The 24424-nt window shown below is 66.9% G+C and carries 19 protein-coding genes and 1 riboswitch; of the genes, 13 read left to right on the top strand and 6 right to left on the bottom strand.

Annotation, left to right across the window (positions count from 1 at the left end; genetic code table 11):
* Nucleotides 1-17: 17 nt before the first annotated feature.
* From cobW to ACMVY4_RS11600, 3 genes are all read right to left on the bottom strand, one after another.
* Nucleotides 18-1049, bottom strand: a complete 1032-nt coding sequence (cobW, locus tag ACMVY4_RS11610; protein ID WP_416896191.1) for a cobalamin biosynthesis protein CobW — start codon at nt 1047-1049, stop codon at nt 18-20.
* Between the two features lie 82 nt (nt 1050-1131).
* Entirely contained in the window at nt 1132-1767 is a 636-nt protein-coding gene (locus ACMVY4_RS11605; protein ID WP_416896190.1) for a HupE/UreJ family protein, read from the bottom strand.
* 35 nt (nt 1768-1802) lie between these two features.
* Nucleotides 1803-2021: riboswitch (cobalamin riboswitch) on the bottom strand.
* A gap of 66 nt (nt 2022-2087) precedes the next feature.
* A complete protein-coding gene (locus ACMVY4_RS11600; protein ID WP_416896189.1) occupies nt 2088-2792 on the bottom strand; it encodes an SDR family oxidoreductase in 705 nt (234 codons plus the stop codon).
* Between the two features lie 110 nt (nt 2793-2902).
* Between ACMVY4_RS11600 and ACMVY4_RS11595 the strand changes: the two genes are divergently transcribed.
* The 6 genes from ACMVY4_RS11595 to ACMVY4_RS11570 all read left to right on the top strand — a co-directional run bounded on the left by ACMVY4_RS11595 (nt 2903) and on the right by ACMVY4_RS11570 (nt 9126).
* Complete coding sequence (locus ACMVY4_RS11595; protein ID WP_416896188.1) at nt 2903-4417, top strand: ABC transporter ATP-binding protein; 1515 nt, start codon at nt 2903-2905, stop codon at nt 4415-4417.
* On the top strand, nt 4414-5487 hold the full coding sequence (locus ACMVY4_RS11590) for an ABC transporter permease (protein WP_416896187.1): 1074 nt from the start codon (nt 4414-4416) through the stop codon (nt 5485-5487). Before ACMVY4_RS11595 ends, ACMVY4_RS11590 begins: the two co-directional genes overlap by 4 nt.
* Complete coding sequence (locus tag ACMVY4_RS11585) at nt 5487-6407, top strand: ABC transporter permease (RefSeq protein WP_416896186.1); 921 nt, start codon at nt 5487-5489, stop codon at nt 6405-6407. The genes ACMVY4_RS11590 and ACMVY4_RS11585 overlap by 1 nt, the downstream gene beginning before the upstream one ends.
* Nucleotides 6408-6469: 62 nt before the next feature.
* Nucleotides 6470-7543 carry a BMP family ABC transporter substrate-binding protein gene (locus ACMVY4_RS11580; RefSeq protein WP_416896185.1) on the top strand — a complete coding sequence of 358 codons (1074 nt, stop codon included), beginning with the start codon at nt 6470-6472 and terminating at the stop codon, nt 7541-7543.
* Between the two features lie 25 nt (nt 7544-7568).
* Nucleotides 7569-7964 carry a rhodanese-like domain-containing protein gene (locus ACMVY4_RS11575; protein WP_416896184.1) on the top strand — a complete coding sequence of 132 codons (396 nt, stop codon included), beginning with the start codon at nt 7569-7571 and terminating at the stop codon, nt 7962-7964.
* A 43-nt stretch (nt 7965-8007) separates the two neighbouring features.
* The gene (locus ACMVY4_RS11570) at nt 8008-9126 is read left to right on the top strand and encodes a serine/threonine protein kinase (RefSeq protein ID WP_416896183.1); all 1119 of its coding nucleotides are present in this window, start codon (nt 8008-8010) and stop codon (nt 9124-9126) included.
* On the opposite strand, the gene ACMVY4_RS11565 is transcribed toward ACMVY4_RS11570, so the two are convergent.
* On the bottom strand, nt 9108-10235 hold the full coding sequence (locus ACMVY4_RS11565; RefSeq protein ID WP_416896182.1) for an iron-containing alcohol dehydrogenase: 1128 nt from the start codon (nt 10233-10235) through the stop codon (nt 9108-9110). The two genes, ACMVY4_RS11570 and ACMVY4_RS11565, sit on opposite strands and share 19 nt — an antisense overlap.
* 163 nt (nt 10236-10398) lie before the next feature.
* Here ACMVY4_RS11565 and ACMVY4_RS11560 point away from each other — a divergent pair, with 163 nt between their 5' ends.
* From ACMVY4_RS11560 to ACMVY4_RS11530, 7 genes are all read left to right on the top strand, one after another.
* A complete protein-coding gene (locus tag ACMVY4_RS11560) occupies nt 10399-11604 on the top strand; it encodes an acyl-CoA dehydrogenase family protein (protein WP_416896181.1) in 1206 nt (401 codons plus the stop codon).
* A 155-nt stretch (nt 11605-11759) separates the two neighbouring features.
* Entirely contained in the window at nt 11760-14045 is a 2286-nt protein-coding gene (locus ACMVY4_RS11555) for an NADP-dependent malic enzyme (RefSeq protein ID WP_416896180.1), read from the top strand.
* Nucleotides 14046-14146: 101 nt separating this feature from the next.
* Nucleotides 14147-16300, top strand: coding sequence for a PAS domain-containing sensor histidine kinase (locus ACMVY4_RS11550; protein ID WP_416896179.1), 2154 nt, complete (start codon nt 14147-14149; stop codon nt 16298-16300).
* A 103-nt stretch (nt 16301-16403) separates the two neighbouring features.
* Nucleotides 16404-18050: a Na/Pi cotransporter family protein gene (locus tag ACMVY4_RS11545; protein ID WP_416896178.1), complete on the top strand. Its 1647-nt coding sequence runs from the start codon at nt 16404-16406 to the stop codon at nt 18048-18050.
* 44 nt (nt 18051-18094) lie between these two features.
* A complete protein-coding gene (locus ACMVY4_RS11540) occupies nt 18095-19231 on the top strand; it encodes an amidohydrolase family protein (RefSeq protein ID WP_416896177.1) in 1137 nt (378 codons plus the stop codon).
* Complete coding sequence (locus tag ACMVY4_RS11535) at nt 19224-20906, top strand: N-acyl-D-amino-acid deacylase family protein (protein ID WP_416896176.1); 1683 nt, start codon at nt 19224-19226, stop codon at nt 20904-20906. Before ACMVY4_RS11540 ends, ACMVY4_RS11535 begins: the two co-directional genes overlap by 8 nt.
* Nucleotides 20899-22491: an acyl-CoA carboxylase subunit beta gene (locus tag ACMVY4_RS11530; RefSeq protein ID WP_416896175.1), complete on the top strand. Its 1593-nt coding sequence runs from the start codon at nt 20899-20901 to the stop codon at nt 22489-22491. Before ACMVY4_RS11535 ends, ACMVY4_RS11530 begins: the two co-directional genes overlap by 8 nt.
* A gap of 4 nt (nt 22492-22495) precedes the next feature.
* Here ACMVY4_RS11530 and ACMVY4_RS11525 read toward each other — a convergent pair whose 3' ends face one another.
* Nucleotides 22496-23056, bottom strand: coding sequence for a tyrosine phosphatase family protein (locus ACMVY4_RS11525; protein WP_416896174.1), 561 nt, complete (start codon nt 23054-23056; stop codon nt 22496-22498).
* A 50-nt stretch (nt 23057-23106) separates the two neighbouring features.
* Nucleotides 23107-24393 carry a nucleotide sugar dehydrogenase gene (locus ACMVY4_RS11520; RefSeq protein WP_416896173.1) on the bottom strand — a complete coding sequence of 429 codons (1287 nt, stop codon included), beginning with the start codon at nt 24391-24393 and terminating at the stop codon, nt 23107-23109.
* Between the last annotated feature and the right edge of the window lie 31 nt (nt 24394-24424).

Here is a 24424-nt window from a genome sequence, read left to right as displayed (position 1 = left end):
CGTCGCGGCCGGACCGCTCATCCCTTCAGATCAGCCTCGATCGCGGCGCGGTCGAAGCCTGTCTCGCCAATGACCACCAGCCTGGTCGACCGGGCCTCTTCCGGCTTCCAGGGCCGGTCGAAATAGGTCTCGATCCGCGGACCGACCGCCTGGATCACCAGCCGCATCGGCTTGCCCGCGACCGAGGCGAAGCCCTTCAGCCGCAGGATACCGTGACGGCGGATGACGGTGGCGACATGCTCGGCGAAGGCATTGGCGTCCGCGATCTCGGACAACGCGACGTCGAAGCTGTCGAAATCGTCATGGTCATGATCCTCGGCCCCCTCGCGCTCGTGATGCGTCGGGCGATTGGCGATATCGGCCTCGGCGCCGATGCCCAGCCCGATCAGCGCCGAGGGCGGCACGTCGCCATGACTGGCCCTGATCACCTTCACGCCGTCGCGCATGTCGGGTTTGATCTGCGCCATCACACGCTCGATGCCGTCCTCGGCCAGCAGATCGGCCTTGCTCAGCACGACGATGTCCGCGCAGCCGAGCTGGTCCTCGAACAGTTCCGAGATCGGCGTTTCGTGATCCAGCATCTCGTCCGCCGAGCGCTGGGCGTCCAGCGCCGCCTCGTCATGGGCGAAGCGGCCCTCGGCCACGGCCGCGCCGTCAACCACCGTCACGACGCCGTCGACCGTCACACGGGTGCGGATATCGGGCCAGTTGAAGGCCTTCACCAGCGGCTGCGGCAGCGCCAGCCCCGAAGTCTCGATGACGATGTGGTCGGGCCGGTCGGGGCGCTCCAGCAGCGCGGTCATGGTCGGCACGAAGTCGTCGGCCACCGTGCAGCAGATGCAGCCATTCGCCAGTTCGACCACGTCCTCCTCGCGGCAGGTCTCCTCGCCGCAGCCCTTCAGCACTTCGCCATCGACGCCGAGGTCTCCGAACTCGTTGATGATCAGCGCGATGCGCTTGCCGTTGGCGTTCTGCAGCAGATTGCGAATGAGCGTCGTCTTGCCCGCGCCGAGAAAGCCCGTGACGACAGTCGCCGGAATCCTGGACATGCCAGCCTCCGTGAAATGGGAAACAGGGTGGTCCGGCCCACGCTGGACCGGACCGTCAATTGTTCGTGGCGCGCCCGGGCGATCAGCCCAGGATCATGCCCTCGACATTCTCGAACAGGAACGCGAAGCCGACGCCGGCGATCAGGGCGCCCGCGATGCGCGGCTGCAGCGCCTTCGTGTCCGCCGCCCGCCACACCAGCGTCACCAGCGCCATGGCGCCGAGCGCGATGGCGTACTGGGTCATGGCGAAGCTGGCGAGATAGGCGACCAGCGGGGTCGTCTCTGCGCCGATGATTGCACCGCCATAGGCAAAGCCGTGGAACAGGCCCGCAACGCCGAAGAAGGCCATCTGCGGCAGTGCGGCCATGCGGCGGCCCGACAGGATGAACGCGCCCAGCGCGACCACCGAGGCGGAAATGAAGAGCTCCGGCAGCGGCAGCATGACGCCGGCCACGTGCAGCATGCAGCCCGCCATGGTCGCAATGACGAAAACAGCCGGCGTGAAGAAACGGTAGGCGGAGAACGCCGCCACCAGGCCGACAGCCAGGATGAAGGCGAAATGATCGATGCCGATCATTGGGTGTCCGACGCCGGACAGAAAGCCGTGCCAGAAGGTTTCCGGCGTGCCGCCGCCCAGCGGGTGATGCGCCTGGGCCGCGGTCGCGGTCAGGGTGATAACGGCAGCGCCGAGGCCGGCGCGGTTGAAAATGCGGTTCATGTCTTGCTCCCTCTCCGCCCCACCGGCGGATAAACGGTTTCCCTCATTGCAGCGGCAGGTTTCCTGGCTCGCGTCTCGGCCGGACCGCCCCGCCTTCCCGAACCTTGCGGCCAGTGGCGTGATGGGGCGTCCTCGACGCTTACAGTTGCGGGGGCAGCCACGGAGTTGGTCCCTGATGGGTACGCCGCACCGTGTTCCCTTGTTACACCGCCTGCCCGTTCGGACACGGCGGAACCGCTGCAAGACGTCATCGTGGCGAATGCGGCTGGAGTTGGCAAGCGTTTCAGCGTCCTGCCGCGTCGCGGCGGGGACAGAGCCCGTCAGGAAAGCAGCCAGCCACCGTCGACATCGACCGTCGTGCCGGTGACGAAGTCGTTCTGCACCAGGAACACGATGGCCTGCGCCACTTCCTCGGGCCGGCCGGCGCGCGGGATCAGGTGGTTCTTCGTGGCGTTGGCGTACATCTTCGCACGCTCCTCGCCCTGCAGCGGCACCATGGGCGTATCGATCTGGCCCGGCGCGACGGTGTTGATGCGCTTCGGCGCGATCTCGCGGGCGACGATACGGACGAACTGCTCCACCGCGCCGCCGACCGAGCCGATGGCGATCTGGCCGGGCTTGGCGTTCCGCGCCGGCGTGCCGCTGACCAGCACGATGGCGCCATCGTCAGGCAGATGTTCCGTGCCGAAGCGGACGACGTTGGTGTAGCCCCAGAGCTTGTCGAAGGACTTGCGGTAGCCGTCCATGTCCATCGACAGGAACGGGCCAACGGCGCGGTCGCCGCCGGTCGCGGCGCTGATCAGAATGTGGAAGGGCGCGTGGTCGGCGAAGAGCTTCTGCAGCGCCGCCTCGTCGCGGACGTCGCACTGCGCCAGCGTGATGCCGGCAGGCACATCGCCGGCCCGGTCCGGATTGCGGCTGACCGCGATCACGTTCGCGCCCTGCTCTGCGAGCATCTTCGATGTCGCCAGCCCGATGCCCGAGGTCCCCCCGAACACGATCGCCTTCTTGCCCTTGATGTCCATTGCCATCTCCCCCCGGGTATCTGCTATCGGCGCAAGCTATCAGGCGGACGGCCCGCGCAACAAGCCAGAGCGCTTGCGCAGGGCGCGATGGCCATGGGAAAAAGCCGCACATGGACCCGACGCCCCTTCTCCAGATCACCGGAATCTCGAAGTCGTTTCCCGGAGTCGTGGCCAACAGCGATGTCTCGCTCCGGGTCGCGCCGGGCAGCATCCACGCGCTGCTGGGAGAGAACGGCGCGGGCAAGTCGACGCTGGTCAAGATGATCTACGGCGTCCTGAGGCCCGACGCCGGCGAGATGCGGGTGGACGGGAATCCCTACCTCCCTCAACGCCCCTCCGACGCACGCGCTGCAGGGATCGGCATGGTCTTTCAGCACTTCTCCCTGTTCGAGGCGATGACGGTCGCCGAGAACGTGGCGCTCGGCCTGCCGGCGGAGGAAGGCGGCTACGGGCTGGACGACCGCATCCGCGAGACTTCGGCCACCTACGGCCTGCGCGTCGACCCGCTGCGCCGGATCGACGACCTGTCGGTCGGCGAAAAGCAGAGAGTCGAGATCGTCCGGTGCCTGCTGCAGAAGCCGCGCCTGCTGATCATGGACGAGCCGACATCTGTCCTGACACCGCAGGAGGCGGAGAAGCTGTTCGAGGTCCTGCGGCAGCTACGCGAGCGTGGCTGCTCCATCCTCTACATCTCCCACAAGCTCGACGAGATCCGCGCCCTCTGCGACCGGGCGACCATTCTCCGCCGCGGCGCCGTGGTGGCGAACTGCGACCCGACCCGCGAGACTGCCGCCAGCCTGGCCGCCATGATGATCGGCAACGAACTCGTACGGAGCGACCGCACTCCGGCCGAGACCGGCAAGACCCGTCTGGCCGTCCGTGGCCTCTCCCTCAGGGCCGACGATCCGTTCGGCATCAGCCTGAAGGACATCTCATTCGAGGTGCGGGCCGGTGAGGTACTGGGGATCGGCGGCGTCGCCGGCAACGGTCAGACCGAACTCATGGAAGCGCTGATCGGCGAACGGCGCAGCGCCCCGGATGCCATCGAACTGGATGGCGCGCCCGTCGGGGCGCTCGGTCCGATGCGGCGGCGCAGCCGCGGCATGGCCTTCGTGCCGGAGGAGCGGCTGGGCCATGGCGCAGTCGCCGGTCTTTCTCTGGCCGAGAACACGCTGATCGCGGGCCGCCGGGAACGCGGCCTTGTTCAGCGCGGGTTTCTCCGTTTCTTCCGCGCGACGGCCTTCGCCACCGAGATCATCGAACGCTTCCGCGTCGTCGCCGGCGGCGCGGCCGCGCAGGCCGGCAGCCTGTCGGGCGGCAACCTGCAGAAGTTCGTCGTCGGGCGGGAGATGCTGCAGGCGCCGGATGTCCTGATCATTTCCCAGCCGACGTGGGGCGTCGATGCGGGCTCGGCCGCCGACATCCACCGCGCCATCGCCGATCTGGCAACGGCCGGCGCCGCGGTCGTGGTGATCAGCCAGGACCTGGACGAACTGATGTCGATCAGCGACCGCTTTGCCGTCCTGAACGAGGGCCGGCTGACCGCGGCGAAGCCGACGGCGGCGCTGACCGTGGCAGAGGTCGGCCTGATGATGGGCGGCGCCGGGCGGGAGAAAGCGGCGTGATCGTGCTGGAGCGCAGGCGCGCGCCATCCCGCGCCGTGATCTGGCTGACGCCGGTGGCATCCGTGCTGCTGACCGTGCTGGCCGGCATGGTGCTGTTCGCGGCGCTTGGCGTCGATCCGGTCCGCGCCGTCGGCATCATCTTCCTGTCGCCCTTCGCGGACGCCTTCTCGGTCTCGGAACTGATGGTGAAGGCGACGCCGCTCATCCTTATCGGCACTGGACTGGCGCTGGGGTTCAGGGCCGAGGTCTGGAACATCGGCGCCGAGGGCCAGTTCATCCTGGGCGCCATCGCATCCAGCGCCGTCGCGCTGGCCTTCTACGACCAGCCGGGATTCTGGCTGCTGCCGCTGATGTGCCTGGCAGGGATCGGCGGCGGCATGGCGTGGGCCGCCATCCCGGCGGCGCTCAAGACCCGCTTCGGGGCCAGCGAGATCCTGGTCAGCCTGATGCTGGTCTATGTCGCCTCCCTGCTGCTGAGCGCGCTGGTCACCGGGCCTCTTCGGGACCCCGACGGCTTCAACTTCCCCGAAAGCCGGATCTTCCACGACAGCGCGCTGCTGCCAAAGCTGTTCGAGGACGGCCGCGCCCATGTCGGATTCCCGATTGCCCTGATTGCCGCCGCCATCGGCTGGGTGCTGCTGGGACGCCATGTGATCGGGTTCCAGATCCGCCTGCTGGGCCAGTCGCCCCGGGCCGCGCGGTTCGCCGGCTTCGGTGAGAACCGGATCGTCTGGTTCTGCCTGCTGGCCTCCGGCGGGCTGGCGGGCCTGGCTGGCGCCTTCGAGGTCGCGGGACCGGTGGAACAGTTGGTGCCCAGCCTGCCCGCCGGCTACGGCTTCACGGCGATCATCGTCGCCTTCCTGGGCCGCCTGAACCCCATCGGCATTGTCCTGGCCGGCATCGTGATCGCCGTGACCTATATCGGCGGCGAGGCGGCGCAGATCGAGATGCAGGTCTCTGCCGCGGTCACAAGTGTGTTTCAGGGCCTGCTGCTGTTCTTTCTTCTGGGGATGGATCTGCTGGCGGTCTACCGCATCCGTCTCAAACCGCGGGCGGAGGCAAGCGCCTGATGGATCTCGCGATCGACATCGTCATCGGCATGATGCTGGCCGCGACACCGCTTCTGTATGCCGCGCTGGGCGAACTGGTGGTCGAGCGGTCCGGCGTTCTCAATCTGGGGGTCGAGGGCATGATGGTGGTCGGCGCCATTGCCGGCTTCGCGGTCACCGCCGACAGCGGCTCCCATGCGCTGGGCCTGCTTTCCGCCGCCGTCGCCGGCATGGCGATGGCCCTGATCTTCGGCGTCATGACGCAGTTGCTTCTGGCCAACCAGGTGGCGACCGGACTGGCGCTGACGATCTTCGGACTCGGTCTCTCCGCGCTTCTGGGTCAGGGCTATACGGGCTATTCGGTGCCGCCATTGCCGAAGCTGGACGTAACGCATCTCAGCAACCTGCCGCTGATCGGCCCGCTCCTCTTCTCGCATGAGATCATGTTCTATCTTTCGATCGTGCTGACCGGCGCCGTGGCCTGGTTCCTGACGCAGACCCGCGCCGGCATGATCCTGCGCGCCGTGGGCGAGAACCACGACGCCGCCCACGCCATCGGATTCCCGGTGATCCGCATCCGGCTGGCCGCCATCGCCTTCGGCGGTGCGATGGCCGGGCTCGGCGGCGCCTATCTCTCCATCGGCCTGGCGCCGCTGTGGTCGGAGGGGATGACCGCCGGCCGCGGCTGGATCGCGCTCGCCATCGTGGTCTTCGCGAGCTGGCGGCCGGGCCGGGCGATGCTGGGCGCCTACCTGTTCGGCGGCGTCACCATCGCCCAGCTGCACATCCAGGGCGCGGGCGTGGACATCCCGTCGCAATACCTCTCGATGCTGCCCTATGTGGCCACCATCGTGGTGCTGGTGCTGATTTCCGGCGGTCCGGCGCGCAAGGCGCTGCGCGCGCCCGGAAGCCTTGGCCGCACCTTCCACGCTTCCGCTTGACCGCGGCGTCTCATAGGCTACTCAAGGGTTCCGGTTCCAGCGCAGCAGGGAAGGCGATGACGATGAAACGATGGATGCTCACTCTGGCGGCGGCAGGCCTCGCGGCCGGCCTTTCCCTGACCGCTTCGGCGCAGGAGAAGCTGAAGATCGGCTTCGTCTACTGCTGCCCGGTCGGCGATCTCGGCTGGTCCTACGAGCATGACGAGGGCCGCAAGGCCATCGAAGAAGCCCTGGGCGACAAGGTCGAGACCACCTTCGTCGAGAGCGTCGCCGACGGCCCGGACGCCGAGCGCGTGATCCGGCAGCTGGCACAGGGCGGCAACGACCTGATCTTCACCACCTCCTTCGGCTTCATGAACCCCACGGTGAAGGTCGCCAAGCGCTTCCCGGACGTGAAGTTCGAGCACGCCACAGGCTTCAAGCGGGAAGACAACGTCTCGACCTATTCCGCGCGCTTCTACGAAGGCCGCCACGTCATCGGCCTGATCGCCGGCAAGATGACGAAGACCAATACCGTCGGCTACATCGCCTCCTTCCCCATCCCGGAAGTCGTGCGCGGCATCAACGCGGCCTATCTGGCGGCGAAATCGGTCAATCCGGACGTGTCCTTCAAGATCGTCTGGGTGAACACCTGGTTCGATCCGGGCAAGGAAGCCGACGCGGCCCGCGCGCTGATCGACCAGGGCGCCGACGTCCTGATGCAGCACACCGACAGCCCGGCCGCGATGAAGGTGGCCGAAGAGAAGGGCATCCACGCCTTCGGTCAGGCCTCCGACGTCTCGCGCTTCGGCCCGAATGCGCAGCTGACCGCGATCATCGACGACTGGGCGCCCTATTATGTCGCCCGCACGAAGGCGGCGCTGGACGGCAGCTGGGCCTCGGAAGACACCTGGGGCGGCATCAAGTCGGGCATGGTGGCATTCGCCCCCTATGGTCCCGCGGTCCCGGAGGACGTTCGCAAGATGGCGGACGACGCCCGAGCGGCAATCGCGGCAGGCGATCTGCATCCCTTCACCGGCCCGATCAACAAGCAGGACGGCACGGTCTGGCTCAAGGCGGGCGAGACCGCGCCCGACGGCGATCTGCTGGGCATGAGCTTCTATGTCGAGGGAATCGAAGGCAGCGTCCCGCAGTAACTTCAATCATCAGGGGAGAACCGACATGCCGAAGGGTGTGCAGAACATGATCGACACGGCGATGGCCAAGGTCGAGACCATCAGCGTGGAAGAGGCGAAGGACCTCGTCGGCAAGGAAGGCGTGACCATCGTCGATATCCGCGATGTCCGCGAACTCTGGCGCGAGGGCAAGATCCCCGGGGCCTACCATGCGCCGCGCGGCATGCTGGAGTTCTGGATCGCCGAGGACAGCCCCTACACCAAGGACGTGTTCCAGAGCGGCAACCGCTTCGTCTTCTACTGCGCCGCAGGCGCGCGCTCCGCGCTGGCCACCTCGGTGGCGATGGACCTGGGCCTGGAGAACATCTGCCATATCGGCGGTGGTTTCGGCGCCTGGAAGAAGGCCGGCTTCGAGATCGAGCCGGTCGAGCAGAAGAAGTAGGACCCGTCCCGGGACCCGGTCCCGGGACTCCTCTGGCCGAGCCATGACCGACACCGAACCGACCGTCGTCCAGTCCTGGAACGAGTGGGATCCGCTGCGCCACGTGATCGTGGGCCGCGCGGACGGCTGCTGCATCCCGCCGCCGGAGCCGGCGCTGGACGCCAAGGTGCCCGAGGACAGCGACATGCGCGGTCAGTGGGGACCGCGGCCGCAGGAGACGGTCGACCGCGCCAACGAGCTGCTCGACAACTTCGCCGACATGCTGAAGAAGCGCGGCGTCAGGGTGGACCGACCAGACCCGCTCGACTTCAACCAGCCCGTCGCCACGCCGGACTGGGAAACCGAAAGCATGTTCGGCTGCATGCCGCCGCGCGACGTGCTGCTGACGGTCGGCAAGGAAATGCTGGAAGCGACCATGTCGTACCGCTGCCGGTGGTTCGAGTATCTCTGCTACCGCCCGCTGCTGCAGCGCTACTACGAGGAAGACCCCGGCATGCGCCACGAGGCGGCGCCTAAGCCCCGCCTGACCGACGCGGACTACCGCCCCGACTACCTGTCGGAGAAGATCGGCGTCGAGAAGCGCCTTCAGTGGACGGCGGAGAAATACTTCGTCACCACAGAGGAGGAGCCGCTGTTCGACGCGGCCGACGTGCTGCGCTTCGGCAAGGACCTTGTGGTCCAGCACGGCTTCACGACGAACCTGAAGGGCATCGACTGGCTGCGACGGCACTTCCCCGATCACCGGGTGCACGCGGTCAACTTCCCCGGCGACCCCTACCCCATCCACATCGACGCGACCTTCACGCCGATCCGTCCCGGCCTGATCATCAACAATCCCGACCGCCGCCTGCCGGACGACCAGCGGAAGATGTTCGAGCGGAACGAGTGGGAGATCGTCGACGCCGCCCGCCCGGCGCACAACTCGCCGCCGCCGCTCTGCTACTCGTCGGTCTGGCTGTCGATGAACGTGCTGGTGCTGGACCCCAAGACTGTCTGCGTCGAGGCCTCGGAGGTCCACCAGATGGACCAGCTCGACCGCCTCGGCATGGAGGTCGTACCGGTCGACCTGCGCGACGCCTACGCTTTCGGCGGCGGCCTGCACTGCTGCACGGCCGACGTCCGGCGCGAGGGTTCGCTGGAGGATTACTTCCCGAAGGGCTGACCCGCCGCTACCAGACGGACTCCAACAATCCGATCAAAGCTTCCGGCGTGGCGATGTCGCTGTCCGGCGCGCCGAGATGCTTCAGCTCGTCGGAAACCGCCTTGGCAACCAGCGGGATCTCGTCGCGCTTCGCCGTGGTCTGCGAAAGCCGCCTGGGCACGCCCAGCGTCTCGAAGAACGCCTCGATGCCCGGCGCCGCACCCTCGGGACTCTCCAGTTCCATCGCCGCCGCGATCTTCGCCTGCGCCTCGGCCGAGCAGGCCGTGGAGGAAGCGCGCCGCCGCCGGCAGCGAGATGCAGGAGGTGACGCCATGGGGCACGTCCCAGCGCGCGCCGATCTGGTGCCCCAGCGGATGGCTCAGCCGGAAGCCGACATTCTTCGCGCTCAGCAGGCCCCAGATCGATTTCCAGGCCGCGTGCATGCAGGCCAGCCGATCATCGAGCGCGTCCGGGTCCTTGGAGGCCTCGAGATGCCGGCGCAGATCGGCGATGGCGCCCAGCCGCAGGGTCTCGGTGAAGGGATGACCGTTCGGCCACCAGACACCCTCGACCGCATGATCCAGCGCCTTGATTCCGGTCGTCAGCCAGAGATCGACGGGCGTCGGCCGGGTCAGTTCCGGGTCGTAGACGATGACCTCCGGCTGCATCACCGGATCGACCACGACCGCCTTCACGCGGGTCGTCTCGTCGGTGATCCCGGCGGCATAGGTGAACTCGCCGGCGGACAGGGTGGTCGGCATGACGAATTGCGTGACGCCGGTCCTGCCCGCTTCGGCGAGGCGCTTGACCACCAGCTTGGCCGTGTCGATCGGACTGCCGCCGCCGAACACCACCAGCGAGTCGGCATCCGCATCCAGCGCCGCCTGCTGGCAGGCGTCGACCGTGCCGGACGGTACGTGCTGGGCGCAGCCGCTGAAGGTGCCGGCGTGGCGGCTGCCCAGCGCCGCCTCGACCTGCGAGACGAGATCGGTCTTCGTCGCCAGGCTGTTGCCGGTCAGGATCAGCGCCCGCTTCGCGCCGCGGGCGTCCATGGCGCCGGGTAGCTCCTGCAATGCGCCGATGCCGCTGATGATCCGGTCCGGGCCGGTAATGGTGAAATCGTAAGCCATGTCTCTCCCCTTGGTCTCCCCGCCGGGAACTCTAGCAACACCGCGCCGGCCCCGCCATTCCGGACCTCGTGAAAGCTTGACGTTACGGTAAACCGATCCGCTTGATCGGACCGTAGGATTGGGCGACATTGCGACCAATCAATCGAGCCGGGAGACGCCCAGGATGGACCTCAATTTCGCCCCCGAAGACGAAGCTTTCCGCAAGGAAGTCCGCGATTTCCTCGACGAGGCCTTCGACGACGAGCTGCGCGCCGCGATGAAGAAGACGCGCGCCGGCTACATGCCGAAGCATCTGCACGTGCGCTGGCAGAAGGCGCTGCACAAGAAGGGCTGGGCCACGCCGAACTGGCCGGTCGAGTATGGCGGCTGCGGCTGGTCGCCGACGCAGAAGTACATCTTCGACGCCGAGATGTCGGCCGCCGGCGCGCCGATCACCATCCCCTTCGGCCCGCGCATGCTGGCCCCGGTGCTGATGAAGTTCGGCTCCCAGAAGCAGAAGGACGAGTTCCTGCCGAAGATCCAGTCTACCGACATCGTCTTCTGCCAGGGCTATTCCGAGCCGGGCTCGGGTTCCGACCTGGCCAGCCTGAAGATGAAGTGCGAGGACAAGGGCGATCACTGGCTGCTGAACGGCTCCAAGATCTGGACCTCTGTGGCGCAGTATGCCGACTGGATCTTCTGCCTGGTCCGCACCTCCAACGAGGGCAAGCCGCAGGAAGGCATCTCCTTCGTGCTGGTGCCGATGGACGCGGACGGCGTGACTGTCGATCCGATCATCACCGTCGACCTGCCCGAGAAGGGCTTTCAGGAGGTCAACCAGGTCTTCTTCGAGGATGTGAAGATCCCGAAGGAAAACATGGTCGGCGAGCCCAACAAGGGCTGGACCTACGCCAAGTACCTGCTGGAGTTCGAGCGCGGCGGCACCTACAGCCAGGGCCTGAAGCGGGGCATGGACAAGGTGCGCCTGATCGCCTCCGAGGAGCAGGAGAACGGCGAGCGGGTGCTCGACGATCCGGTCTTCCAGAAGAAGATGGCGGACGCCGAAAGCCTGATCCACGCCATGGAGTTCACCGAGCTGCGCGTGCTCGGCCGCCTGTCCTCGGGCCAGAACCCGGGCCCCGAAAGCTCGATGATCAAGTGCCGCGGCTCGGAGCTGCAGCAGCTGGTCTCCGAACTGGCCTTCGAGGCCGCGGGCATCAAGCAGTCGCCCTTCCAGCCGCTCAAGTTCGGCGACAACGAACCGCCGATCGGCCCGGAATGGGCCTCGGCGGTCGGACCGCGGATGTACAACTACCGCAAGGTCTCGATCTACGCGGGCTCCAACGAGATCCAGCGCAACATCATGGCGAAGCTGGTTCTCGGTCTCTGATCGACAAGTCGACCCGATGCGAGAGGGCGGCCCCTGCGGCCGCCCTTTTTCGTTTCCACCGCGACAGGTTTGCCCTTTCGGCGCGCGGCCAGCCGTGTGTATATCGTCGCTTCGAAGCAACCAATCACCGGGCCTGAACCCGGGCGGGGAATACCATGAGTGACGAGCGCAACCGGAGCCTCAATCAGGAGGCGCTGCTTTTCCATTCGACCGGACGGCCGGGCAAGATCGAGATCGTGCCGACCAAGCCGGTCGCCACGCAGCGCGACCTGTCGCTGGCCTACAGCCCCGGTGTGGCCGAACCCTGCCGCGTCATCGCCGCCGATCCTGACACCGCCTACGACTACACCGCCCGCGGCAATCTGGTCGCCGTCGTCTCCAACGGCACCGCCGTGCTGGGCCTGGGCAATCTCGGCGCGCTGGGCGGCAAGCCGGTGATGGAAGGCAAGGCGGTGCTGTTCAAGCGCTTCGCCGATGTGGATTCCATCGATATCGAGGTCGATTCCGAGGATGTCGATGAGATCGTCAACACGGTCCGCCTGATCGCGCCGACATTCGGCGGCATCAATCTGGAAGACATCGCCGCGCCGGAATGCTTCATCATCGAGCAGCGGCTGCGCGAGGCCCTCGACATCCCGGTCTTCCACGACGATCAGCACGGCACGGCGATCATCGCCGCCGCCGGCATGATCAACGCCTGCGAACTGACCGGCCGCAACCTGGCCGACTGCAAGATGGTGGTGAACGGCGCCGGCGCCGCCTCCATCGCCTGCATCGAGCTGGTCAAGGCGATGGGCATCAGCCACGACAACGTCATCATGTGCGACAGCAAGGGCGTGGTCTACAAGGGCCGGGAAGAGAACATGAACCAGTGGAAGTCGGCTCACGCCGCCGACACCCCTGCCCGGACCCTGGCGGAGGCGATGGAAGGCGCCGACATCTTCTTCGGCCTTTCCGTGGCCGGCGCGGTCTCCAAGGACATGGTGCGCGCGATGGCGCCGAAGCCGATCATCTTCGCCATGGCCAACCCGGATCCCGAGATCACGCCGGAGGACATTCACGAGGTCCGCGACGACGCCATCATCGCCACCGGCCGCTCCGACTATCCGAACCAGGTCAACAACGTCCTGGGCTTCCCCTACATCTTCCGAGGCGCGCTGGACGTGCGCGCGCGGACGATCAACGACCAGATGAAGATCGCCGCGGCCGAAGCCCTGGCCGATCTCGCCCGCGAGGACGTGCCCGACGAGGTCGCCCGTGCTTATCGCGGCACCCAGCTCCAGTTCGGCCCGGAATACATCATCCCGACGCCCTTCGATCCGCGCCTGATCGCGGCGATCCCGCCCGCCGTGGCGGAGGCGGCGATGGCGAGCGGCGTCGCCCGCCGCCCGATCGTGGACATGGAGCAGTACACGCACGACCTGAAGGCGCGGCTGGATCCGACCACCGGCATCCTGCAGATGATCCTGAACCAGGTGCGCGCCGCGCCGAAGCGCGTCGTCTTCGCCGAGGGCGAGGAAGAGAAGGTCATCCGCGCCGCCCTGGTCTTCAAGCAGGAGGGCTATGGCGAGCCGATCCTGATCGGCTATCCCGACCGCGTGCACGAGAAGCTCCGGGCCATGGGCCACTCGCCGGACGAGGTGCAGGTGGTCAGCTCCCGCGATTTCGACCGCCGCGAGGCCTATTACGATGTGCTCTACGAGCGCTGGAAGCGCCGCGGCCTCCTCTACCGCGACTGCCAGCGTCTGGTGAACACCGACCGCAACGTCTTCGGCGCGCTGATGGTCTCGCAGGGCGACGCCGACGCCATGGTCACAGGCGTGACGCGGCGCTTCTCGGTCGCCTATGACGACGTCCGGCGCGTCATCGACCCGCGCCCGCGCTGCCGCGTCTTCGGCCTGTCGGTTCTGCTGGCGCGCGGGCGGACGGTGTTCCTGGCCGACACTTCGGTGAACGAACTGCCGAGCTCGGTGGAACTGGCCGACATCGCCATGCAGTCCGCCGAGTTCGCGCGCCGCATGGGCCACGAGCCGCGGGTCGCGATGGTCGCCTTCTCGACCTTCGGCAACGCCCCGCACGCAGCTTCGAAGCGGATCAACGATGCGATCTCGCTGCTGGAGACCCGTGACACGGATTTCGAGTTCGACGGCGAGATGGCGGTCGACGTCGCGCTGAACTCCGAGCTGATGGAGCTGTATCCCTTCTGCCGCCTTTCCGGTCCGGCCAACGTGCTGATCATGCCGGGGCTGCAGTCGGCAAACGTCGCGTGGAAGCTGCTCCAGTCGCTGGGCGACGCCACGGCCATCGGCCCGATGCTTGTCGGTCTCTCGCATCCGGTGCAGGTCGCGCCGATGGGATCGACGGTCTCGGATCTGGTCTCTCTGGCCGCACTGGCAGCGCATGAGGCGGAGCAGAACGCCAACCGTCCGGACGTGATCTGAAGGGGCGTCGGCGTCCGGCCCGCTGAAGCGGGCTTAAGTCTCCGTTTACAGTCAGCAGGTTAAGGTTTCCTCGGAACAGTTCGTTCCGTCAGGAGATCGGCTTGCTGGCCACCGACGAACAACACAGCCGGAACCGCGAACTGGTGCAGACCGCCGCGGTCTGTCTCGCGGCTGCCGCTGCCGCGGCAGGCGGCGGCTACTGGTTGTTCGCCAATGCCGGCGAGATGGCCGGCGCGGCGCTGGCCGCCATTGCCGCCGGTCTGTCTGCGGCGGCCGGTTTCCTGGCCGCCGCGCTGTTGACCCGGTATCGCCGCATCGACCGCGTGCGGGAGATGACAGAGGGCCTGTCGGGCCTGATCCGTGGCCTGGGCGTCTACCGACCGCGCGGTCCCGCCCTGGTACCGCCGGTCGGCGAACTCACCCGCCTGCCCGGCGCCGGTCATCATCTCGATCTTGCCACCGGTTTCGCACGCGACGCCGAGACCCTCGAAGCCCTTGACGGCGAGCTGTTGCCGGAAGAGCGACTGGTGGCGGGCGAAGCCGTCCGCGTCCGGGCTGCAATGCCATCCGGCGCGATCGTCGAGCTGGCCCAGCATCCCGCGGCCGACGGCATGCTCTACGTCGTCACCGAGGACGTCACCGATGCGGTCGCCCGCGAAGCGGACCGCCAGCTCAAGGAAAAGAAGCTGGCCGAGTTGACCGAGCTGGCATCCGACTGGACCTGGGAAACCGACACCGGCCACCAGCTGACCGCCGTATCGGACCGCTTCACACGTCTCTCCGGCCTGCCGACCGAGCGTCTCTCGGGACGCCGCATGATCGAAATTCTCGACGTGCGCAGCGCGCCGGTGGAGATCCGGTCCCTGATCCGCCATTTCCAGGATCAGGAAGCCTTCAGCGACATCGTCGTGCCGCTCCGGTTGACCGGCAAGCACGGCCGCATGTGGGTGCGCTTCGCGGCGCGGCCGCGATTCTCGAAACATGGCGGCTTTCTGGGCTTCGTCGGCGTCGCCGCCGATGTCACCCGCGAACGCAACGCGATGGACCGCGCCCGCGACGCCAGCCAGGCCCTGCAGGAGGCGCTGGTCTCGATCTCGGAGGGACTGGCCCTGTTCGGCCCCGATGGCCGGTTCGTGATGTGCAACGCCCGTCTCGCCAACGATTTCGCGCCGGCGGCGCATCTGCTCCGGCCGGGCTGCACGCTGCAGCAGCTGATGAACGAATTGCTGATGACCGGTCTGCTCAGGCTGCCCGAGGTCTCGCCGAAGGGCGCGATGGCGACGGTGGCCGCGGAGGTCGAGAACGCGCGCATGCGCCGCGACTTCCTCGCCAGCAACAACCGCTGGTTCTCGGTCTCGCTGAACCGCAGCGTCGATGGCGGCGCCGTGATGGTCCTCTCCGACATCAGCGGGCACAAGAACCACGAAGCCGAACTCGACGCCAAGATCACTCAGCTGGAGACCGCCAAGGCCGAGCTGATGGAGCAGCGCGAGGTGCTGCAGGACCTGGCCGACCGTCTGGCGACCGCCCGCAACGAGGCTGAGGGCGCCAACCGCGCCAAGTCAGAATTCCTGGCCGCCATGAGCCACGAACTTCGGACGCCGCTGAACGCCATCATCGGGTTCTCGGAGATGATGGCGAGCGAGGGCCTGGGGCCGCTGGGCAACGACCGCTACAACGAATACGCCCACGACATCCTCAGTTCCGGCCAGCACCTGCTGACGCTGATCAACAACATCCTCGACCTCTCCAAGGCCGAGGCCGGCAAGCTGGAGCTGCATGCCCAGGCCATCTCGCTGACGTCCATCATCGAAGCCAGCGCCCGCATGGCCTGCCCGCGCGACCGCGAGGCCGCGATGCAGATCGAGATCGAGCCGGACGCCGAGGAGATCGTCGCCGACGGCCAGAAGGTGAAGCAGATCCTGATCAACCTGATCTCCAACGCCATCAAGTTCACCCCCGAGGGCGGGCGTATTTCCATTCACGCCGGCCACCGCAACGGGTTCACCGAGATCCGGATCGCCGACACGGGCATCGGCATGAAGAAGTCCGACGTCACCAGCGCGCTTACCCCCTTCAAGCAGATCGACAGCTCTCTGGGCCGCAAGTTCGACGGCACGGGGCTCGGCCTGCCGCTGGCCCTCCGCTTCGCCCAGCTGCATGGCGGCGATCTGAAGGTCGAGAGCGCGCCGGGCCAGGGCACCACCGTCATTGTGACCCTGCCGGACCGGACACCGAAGGCCGCCGTCGCCTGACGCGGCCGCAGCCTCTCTCCCCTTCCACGTCGGCTGTCCGCTGATGTTTACTGTCGATTCCATCCGGGCCTGACGACGCCCGGACCGTTGGAGCGGCGGAACCATGATCGAAGCGGCATTCAATGCAGCGGGCGGACTGGCGCTGTTCATGCTCGCCATGACGATGATGACCGGGGGGCTGAAGCTCTTCGGTGGCGCCGGGCTGAAATCGATTCTCCAGAACTGGACGTCGAGTCCGATAAAGGGCGTCCTGAGCGGCGCCCTGCTTACCGCTGTGGTCCAGTCCTCCAGCGCCGTGACCGTGGCGACCATCGGCTTCGTGAATGCCGGCATCCTCAGCCTTCACCGTGCTCTCAGCGTGATCTTCGGCGCCAATGTGGGCACGACGATGACCGGCTGGCTCGTCAGCCTTGTCGGGTTCGGATTCAAGATCGAGGCCTTCGCCCTGCCCCTGCTCGCGATCGGCGTCGGGCTGCGGCTGCTGTCGCCCGGCGCAAGGGTTAAGGGCCTCGGCGAGGCCCTTGCCGGGTTCGGCCTGTTCTTCCTCGGGCTGTCGATCCTCAAGGACGCCTTTTCCATCTATGCTTCCGATGCCGGAAGCATCGACTTCGAAGCCGCGGGCGAGACCGCCCGGCTGCTGGCGTTCCTGGGCATGGGCGTCGTCGCGACGGTGCTGACGCAATCCTCCAGCGCGGCCATCGCCATCGTGCTCACCGCGGCCTCCCAGGGCGTGATCGGTCTGGAAGAAGCCGCGACCGCCATCGTCGGCGCCAATATCGGCACGACATCGACGGCGATTCTGGCCGTCGTGGGCGCGACCCCCGCCTCCCGCAGGGTCGCGGTCGGTCATGTCCTCTTCAACGCGTCCACGGCCGTCGTCGCGCTGCTGCTTCTGCCGCTCGTCCTGGCCGGCCTTCGGGCGTTCGGCGGCGCGACGGGTTTCGGCGACCAGCCGGCGCCGCTGCTCGCCCTGTTCCATACGGTCTTCAACCTGCTTGGGGTCTGCATCTGCCTGCCCTTCCTCGACAGGATCGCCCGGATGCTGGAACGGCTGTTCCGAAGCGCCGAGGAAGATCTGGCGACGCCCCGGTTCCTGGACCGCAACGTCCTCGGCATGCCGGTGATGGCGGCGGAAGCCCTGCATCAGGAACTGAACAGGCAGCACGAGGCGGTGGAGCAGCTGGCCGCCGACGTTCTCACGCCGTCTCCGCCTCCGCCCTCCTCGCTTCGGCGGCGGGCGGATGCGGTCGTGGCGCTGACCGACGCCATCAGCGCCTTTGCCACGTCGTTCCGGATGGAAACCCTGCCGCGCGACCTCTCCGAGCAGTTGCCGGAGATCGTCAGGGTGGCGCGGCATCACGAGACGGCAGCACACCTTGCGCAGGGCGTGATCGGTCTCAGGGCGCAATTGCCGGGCCGGGGCCAGCATCCGAGACTCGTCGAGAAAGCCATGTCGACGGCCGCCGGCACCCTCGACAGCAGTCTCGATTCCGCGGCCCGCGAGGCGCGTGTCGCCCTGTTCAGGGAGGCCTACCAGTCGGCGAAGTCCGCCCTGCTGCAGGACGCCGTCGCCCGGGTCATCGGGGTCGACCAGGCCGAACAGATCCTCGACGACCTGAGCAGCCTGCGCCGGATGGTGGAAGAGCTTCAGGCGGCCCATGCGCGGATGCTGCCCCGGCAGCCGGAGACTGGCAGCGACGGGGAGCAGACCGGTCATTCCGCAATGTCTGCTGACAGCCCATCCGGGTGACCCTACGATATCGGCCACTCTGCGCTTCTGGGGAGGACTGCAGCATGTCCATCACACCGATTTCCGCCGACTCGCACATCACCGAGCCGCCCGACTGCTATTCGGCCCGCATCGACAAGGCCTGGGCCGAGAAGGCGCCGCACATCGTCAAGGATCCGAAGTTCGGCGAGATCTTCGTCATTCCGGGTTTCGACAAGCCGATCCCGATGGGGCTGGTCGCCGCCGCCGGCCGCGATCCGAAGGATCTGAACTTCAAGACCCAGAGCTATGGCGACCTGCATCCGGGCGGCTACGACCCGAAGGCGCGGCTGGCCGATCAGGACCGCGACGGCGTCTATGGCGAGATCATCTATCCCTCGGTCGGGATGATGCTCTGCAACCATCCGGACTTCGACTACAAGCGCGCCTGCTTCGACGCCTACAATCTGTGGCTGGAGGAGTACTGCGACTTCGCGCCGGGTCGTCTGTTCGGCATGCCGCAGCTTGCCATGCGCACGGTCGAGGAAGGCATCGCCGACCTGAAGGACCTGAAGGCCCGAGGGTTCCGCGGCGTGATGATGCCCGGCAATCCGGCAATCGCGGACTATGACGATCCAATCTACGACCCGTTCTACGAGGCCGCGGTCGATCTGAAGATGCCGCTCAGCTTCCACATCCTGACCTCGTCGGACAGCTCGGTCGCCAAGACCCGCGGCCCGAAGATCAACAGCTTCCAGACCATCATCCGGGGCAACCAGGACATTCTGGGCCTGTTCATCTTCTCCGGCGTGTTCGACCGCCATCCGGACCTCAAGGTGGTCTGCGTCGAGGCCGACGCAGGCTGGGCGCCGCACTGGATGTACCGCGCCGACCACGCCTACAACCGCCACCGCTACTGGATGAAGTGCGACGAGCTGCAGAGGCTGCCGTCGGACTATTTCAAGGAAAACATCTACCTCACCTTCCAGGACGACTGGTCGGCCTTCCAGTTCAAGGACCACCTGAATGTGGACCGGCTCATGTGGGCCAACGACTTCCCGCATTCCGACGCCACCTGGCCCTGGTCGCAGGAAATCCTGGCCGAACAGACAGCCGGCCTGACCGAGCACGAGAAGCAGCGGATCCTGCGCGACAATGTCCGCGAGCTTTACGATCTGCCGATTTCGGACACACCCGCCATCGCGGAGGCCGGCCATGCTTGACCTGAAGATAGAGAACGGAACCATCGTCGACGGCACCGGCGGCGCCAGCTATTCGGGCAACGTCGGCATCAAGGACGGCAAGATCGTCGCGCTGGGCAATGTCGAAGGCGACGCGGCGCGGACCATCGACGCGAAGGGCCACGTCGTCGCGCCCGGCTTCGTCGACATCCACACCCACTATGACGCACAGGTCGTCTGGGACCGGATGCTGTCGATCTCGCCCTGGCATGGCGTCACGACAGCCGTGATGGGCAATTGCGGCTTCGCCGTCGCGCCGACCCGGCCGAGCCACCGCGAACTGATCATGCGCACGCTGGAGAACGTCGAGGGCATGAGCGTGGAGGCGCTGAAGACCGGTCTCGGCGACTGGGGCTTCGAGAGCTTCCCCGAGTATCTCGATGCGCTGGAGAAGCTCGGCACCGCTATCAACATCAGCGTCTTCTGTGGCCACACCCCGCTGCGCCTCTACGTCATGGGCGAGGAAGCCACCGAACGCGAGGCCACGGCCGACGAACTGGCGGAGATGAAGCGTCTGGTCGAGGAGGCGATCGACGCCGGCGCCATCGGATTCGCCACCTCCAAGGCCGTTACCCATACCGGCTATGCCGGCCGGCCCGTTCCCAGCCGTCTCGCCTCGATGGAGGAGATCGAGACCCTTGCCGGCGTGCTGGGCGAGAAGGGCAAGGGCATCCTGCAGGCCACCATCGGCCGCGACCTGTTCATCCCGGAATTCGAACGGATCGCCCGGCAGACCGGCCGCCCGGTGACCTGGACGGCCATGCTGGCCGGCACACAGCTCGCCGACGGCACGGCGGAAGAGCACCTGAAGCGAACCCGCGAACTGAAGAACCAGGGCCTCGACATCGTGCCCCAGGTGACGCCGCGGGCACTGATGTTCGAGATCCAGATGAAGGCGCCCTTCATCTTCGAGCCCGTTTCGGTGTTCAAGCCGGTCCGCGGCGCCAGCTTCGAGGAGAAGAAGCGGCTCTACGCCGATCCGGACTTCCGCGAGGCCTTCCGCCACAAGCTCTCGGGCAATATTCGCCCCGGCTTCCAGCGCAGCTTCGACATGACCATCATCGCCGATGTGCCCGGTCATCCGGAGCTGTCGGAGAAGACGCTGGCGCAGGCCGCAGAGGAAGCCGGCAAGCACGCGACCGAGTTCATGCTCGACATCTCGTTGGAGACCGATCTGGAAGCCCGCTTCCGCATGCCCGTCGCCAACCATTTCGAGGACGAGGTGGAACCGCTGCTGAAGGAAGACACCACCGTGATCGGCCTGTCGGACGCCGGCGCGCACGCCAGCCAGCTCTGCGACGCCTGCCTGCCGACCCACCTGCTCGGCCGCTGGGTCCGCGAGAAGAAGGTGTTCTCCATCGAGGAAGCCGTGCGCATGCTGACCAGCCGTCCGGCCGAGGTCTTCGGCATTACCGACCGCGGCACCCTGGCCGAGGGCCGGCCCGCCGACGTCGTGGTGTTCGATCCGGAGACGGTCGGCTGCGGGCCGGTCAAGCGCGTCTGGGACTTCCCGGCGGGCGCAGACCGGCTGATTTCGGATGCCGACGGTATCGATGCGGTGGTTGTGAACGGCACGCTGATCCGGCAGAACGGCGTCGATGCCGTGGCCGCGGACGGTCCGCTGCCCGGCAAGCTGCTCAGAGGTGGACATGCCTGACTCGACGAAACCGGAACCGCCGAAAAAGGGCTGGCAGCCGGAGCTGGACGAACTCAATCGCCGCAAGGCGATGACCGCCACCATGGGCGGCGCGGACAAGGTTGCGCGGCAGCACGCCGGCGGCCGGCTGACCGTGCGCGAGCGCGTCGAGAAGATGCTCGATCCGGACAGCTTCCACGAGATCGGGCGCATCGTCGGCCGGGGCGAGTACGACGAGAACGGCGAACTCATACACCTGATGCCGAACAACTCGGTGATGGGCCGGGGCAAGGTGAACGGTCGCCCCGTCGTCATTACCGGCGACGACTTCACGGTCCGTGGCGGCTCGGCGGACGCCACCAACAAGGGCAAGGCGCTCTACCCCGAGATCCTCGCCCGCGACATGCGCGTGCCGATCATCCGGATTATCGAGGGGTCGGGCGGCGGGGGCTCGGTCAAGACCATCGAGACCACCGGCCACGCCAACCTGCCCGGCGGCTGGGGCCAGTCCTTCGGCGCCGAGCAGCTGATGTACAACATGGGTGAGGTGCCGACTGTCGGCCTCGGGCTGGGCTCGGTTGCGGGTCTGGGCGCGGCGCGCCTCGCAGCGACGCATTTCTCGGTCATGGTGAAGGAACAGGCGGCAATGTTCGTCGCCGGCCCGCCGGTCGTGAAGGGCATCGGCCAGAATCTGGACAAGCAGGAACTCGGCGGCTGGCGGATCCAGCTGGCGGCCGGCGGCGTGGACAACGCCGTCGACACAGAGGATGAAGCCTTCGAGGAAGCACGGAAATTCCTGTCCTACCTGCCGCAGTCGGTCGATGAACTGCCGCCCCGGACCGATCCCGTCGACCCGGTGGACCGCAAGGAAGACAAGCTCTTCACCATCGTCCCGCGCGATGTGCGGCAGGTCTACAAGATGCGGAAGATCATCGAGATGGTCGCCGACCGCGACAGCTTCTTCGAGATGTCGCCGCTGTTCGGCCGCTCCGTGATCGGCGGCCTCGCCCGTTTCGACGGCTGGCCGGTGGTGCTGCTCGCGTCCGATCCGTTCCACTACGGCGGCGTCTGGACCTCCGATGCCTGCCAGAAGGTCGTCCGCATGGTCGATCTGGCGGAGACCTTCCACCTGCCGGTCGTCTATCTCTGCGACTGCCCCGGCTTCCAGGTCGGACTGGAGGCCGAGCAGAACGGCACGATCCGTCACGGCGTCCGTGCCATGGCGGCGATCGAGCAGTGCTCGGTCCCCTGGTGCACCATCATCGTCCGCAGCGCCTTCGGCGTCGCCGGCGGCGCCCACGCCCCGTCGGCGCGCATGGTCTACCGCTATGCCTGGCTGTCGGCGCGCTGGGGCTCCCTGCCGCTCTCGGGCGGCGTCGAAGCGGCCTACCGCGCGGAACTGGACGCGGCGGAGGACGAGACGGCGAAACTGGCCGAGATCACCGATCGGCTGGAGAAGCTGCGCTCGCCCTTCCGCACGGCCGAGACCTTCGCCATCGAGGACATGATCGATCCGCGCGAGACGCGGCCGCTGATCTGCGACTTCGCGAACATCGCTGCGCCGCTCCGGAAGCCGGGCAAGATGAACGCCTGGATGCGACCGTAGCCAGCTACAGCCCGAGGTCTTCAGCCTCGGCGCGACGGTGGGTGGTGCGGATGTAGTCGGCGAAATCCGGCTGCATCCTCGCCGTATTGCGACGGATCGCCCGTCCCGCCTCGATCAGCCGACCGCCGCGATCCAGTTCGCGGTCGGCGAGCTCCAGAATGAGCGAATTCGGCCACGCCTGCGGCCGGCGCTCCATGATCCGTTCGGCAACGGTCATCTCCTCGCCGGGATGCCCCTCCGCGAGAATGATCAGTGTCGCCGCGCTGGAGCGGGAAACACCCATCTGGCAATGCACCAGCAGATGCCGCGGATCGTCGTCGCGAATGGCCCGGCCCGCCTCGATGATGCGCGCGACCGACGACGCATCCGGCAGGGTGTCATGCTCGTCGCGCGGGGCGATCACGTCGTTGAAGTTGAAGCGGTGCACGCGGGAGGCCGGCAGGCGCGACAACGCCCCGATCGACGGCCAGCCAGGATCGATGATCGAGACGACATGGCTGACCTTGGGCGTCACCAGCCGGTCCAGATCGTCCACGCCGCAGATGGTGAAAGGCAGATCTCTCATGTCGATCCATAATACAACGAGGGATGACCGCGACGTGACAGCCGAATTGATCAGAGGCTCCAGTACTGCTGGCCCGGCTTCAGCAGGGTCCGGTCCAGCTTGCTCTTGATGTCGACGACGATGGCGTCATCGTCCAGCCGGTCCAGAATCCAGGCAGAGCCATCCTTGAGGTAAGCCTCGTGCGGCACAGCGAGGATCACGCAATCGGCGTCGCGGATCTGCTCGGGATCGCATACATCCATGCCCATCTCCGCCATCGCCTCCTCGGTGGTGACGACCGGATCATGGGTGACAACCTCCAGGCCGTAGGTCCGCAATTGCCGGACCAGGCCCGCGACCTTGCTGTTGCGCAGGTCCGGCACGTTTTCCTTGAAGGTCAGGCCCAGCACGGCGGCCTTGCGGTTCTTCGCCTTCTCGCCGGAGCGGTAGACCAGTTCCAGAACCTTCTGCGCGATGAAGCCGGAAACGCTGTCGTTGATACGGCGGCCGGCGCTGATCATCTGCGTGTGATAGCCCAGCTGGTCCGCGCGATAGGTGAGGTAGTAGGGATCGACGCCGATGCAGTGGCCGCCCACCAGACCGGGCCGGAAGGGCAGGAAGTTCCATTTGGTGCCGGAGGCGCGCAGCACCGCCTCGGTCTCGATCTCCATCTTGTCGAACAGCATCGCCAGTTCGTTGACGAGCGCGATATTGATGTCGCGCTGGATGTTCTCGATCACCTTCGCGGCCTCGGCGACCTTGATCGATTCGGCCGCGTGCGTGCCGGCGGTGATGATGCTGTCGTAGATCGCCTTCACCCGCGTCAGTGTCTCCGCGTCCTGGCCGGACACGACCTTCACAATGCGCTCCAGCGTGTGTTCCCTGTCGCCGGGATTGATCCGCTCCGGCGAGTAGCCGAGCTTGATCTCGTCGAACAGCTTCAGGCCCGAGACACGCGCGAGTTCGGGCCCGACGACCTCTTCTGTCACGCCTGGATAAACGGTCGATTCGATGATTGCCAGATCGCCCGGATTCAGATGCGGCCCGATCAGTCGGGAGGCGCCCAGCAGCGCGCCGAAATCCGGCACGTTGGCGGAATCGACCGGCGTCGGCACGGCGATGATATAGGCCGTGCAGTCGGCCAGGCTGGCCGGATCGGCAGAGAAGAAATCGCCCAGCTTCGCCATTTCGGCGTCATCGACCTCGCCGGTATGGTCGTGACCGCCCTTCAGTTCGGCAACGCGGGTTTCGCTGATATCGAAGCCGACCACGTCCAGTCCCGCCCGCGCGAACGCGACCGCCAGCGGCAATCCCACATAGCCAAGACCAATGACCGCGATCCGTTCCGGCACCGACATGGAACCTCCTTGCACGCCCTCAGCAATCTCA

It is taken from the genome of Minwuia sp. (genome assembly GCF_048007105.1).
GTDB lineage: Bacteria > Pseudomonadota > Alphaproteobacteria > Minwuiales > Minwuiaceae > Minwuia.
Note: the sequence above shows the minus strand (reverse complement) of the source record. Positions and strands in the feature narration are given on the sequence as shown.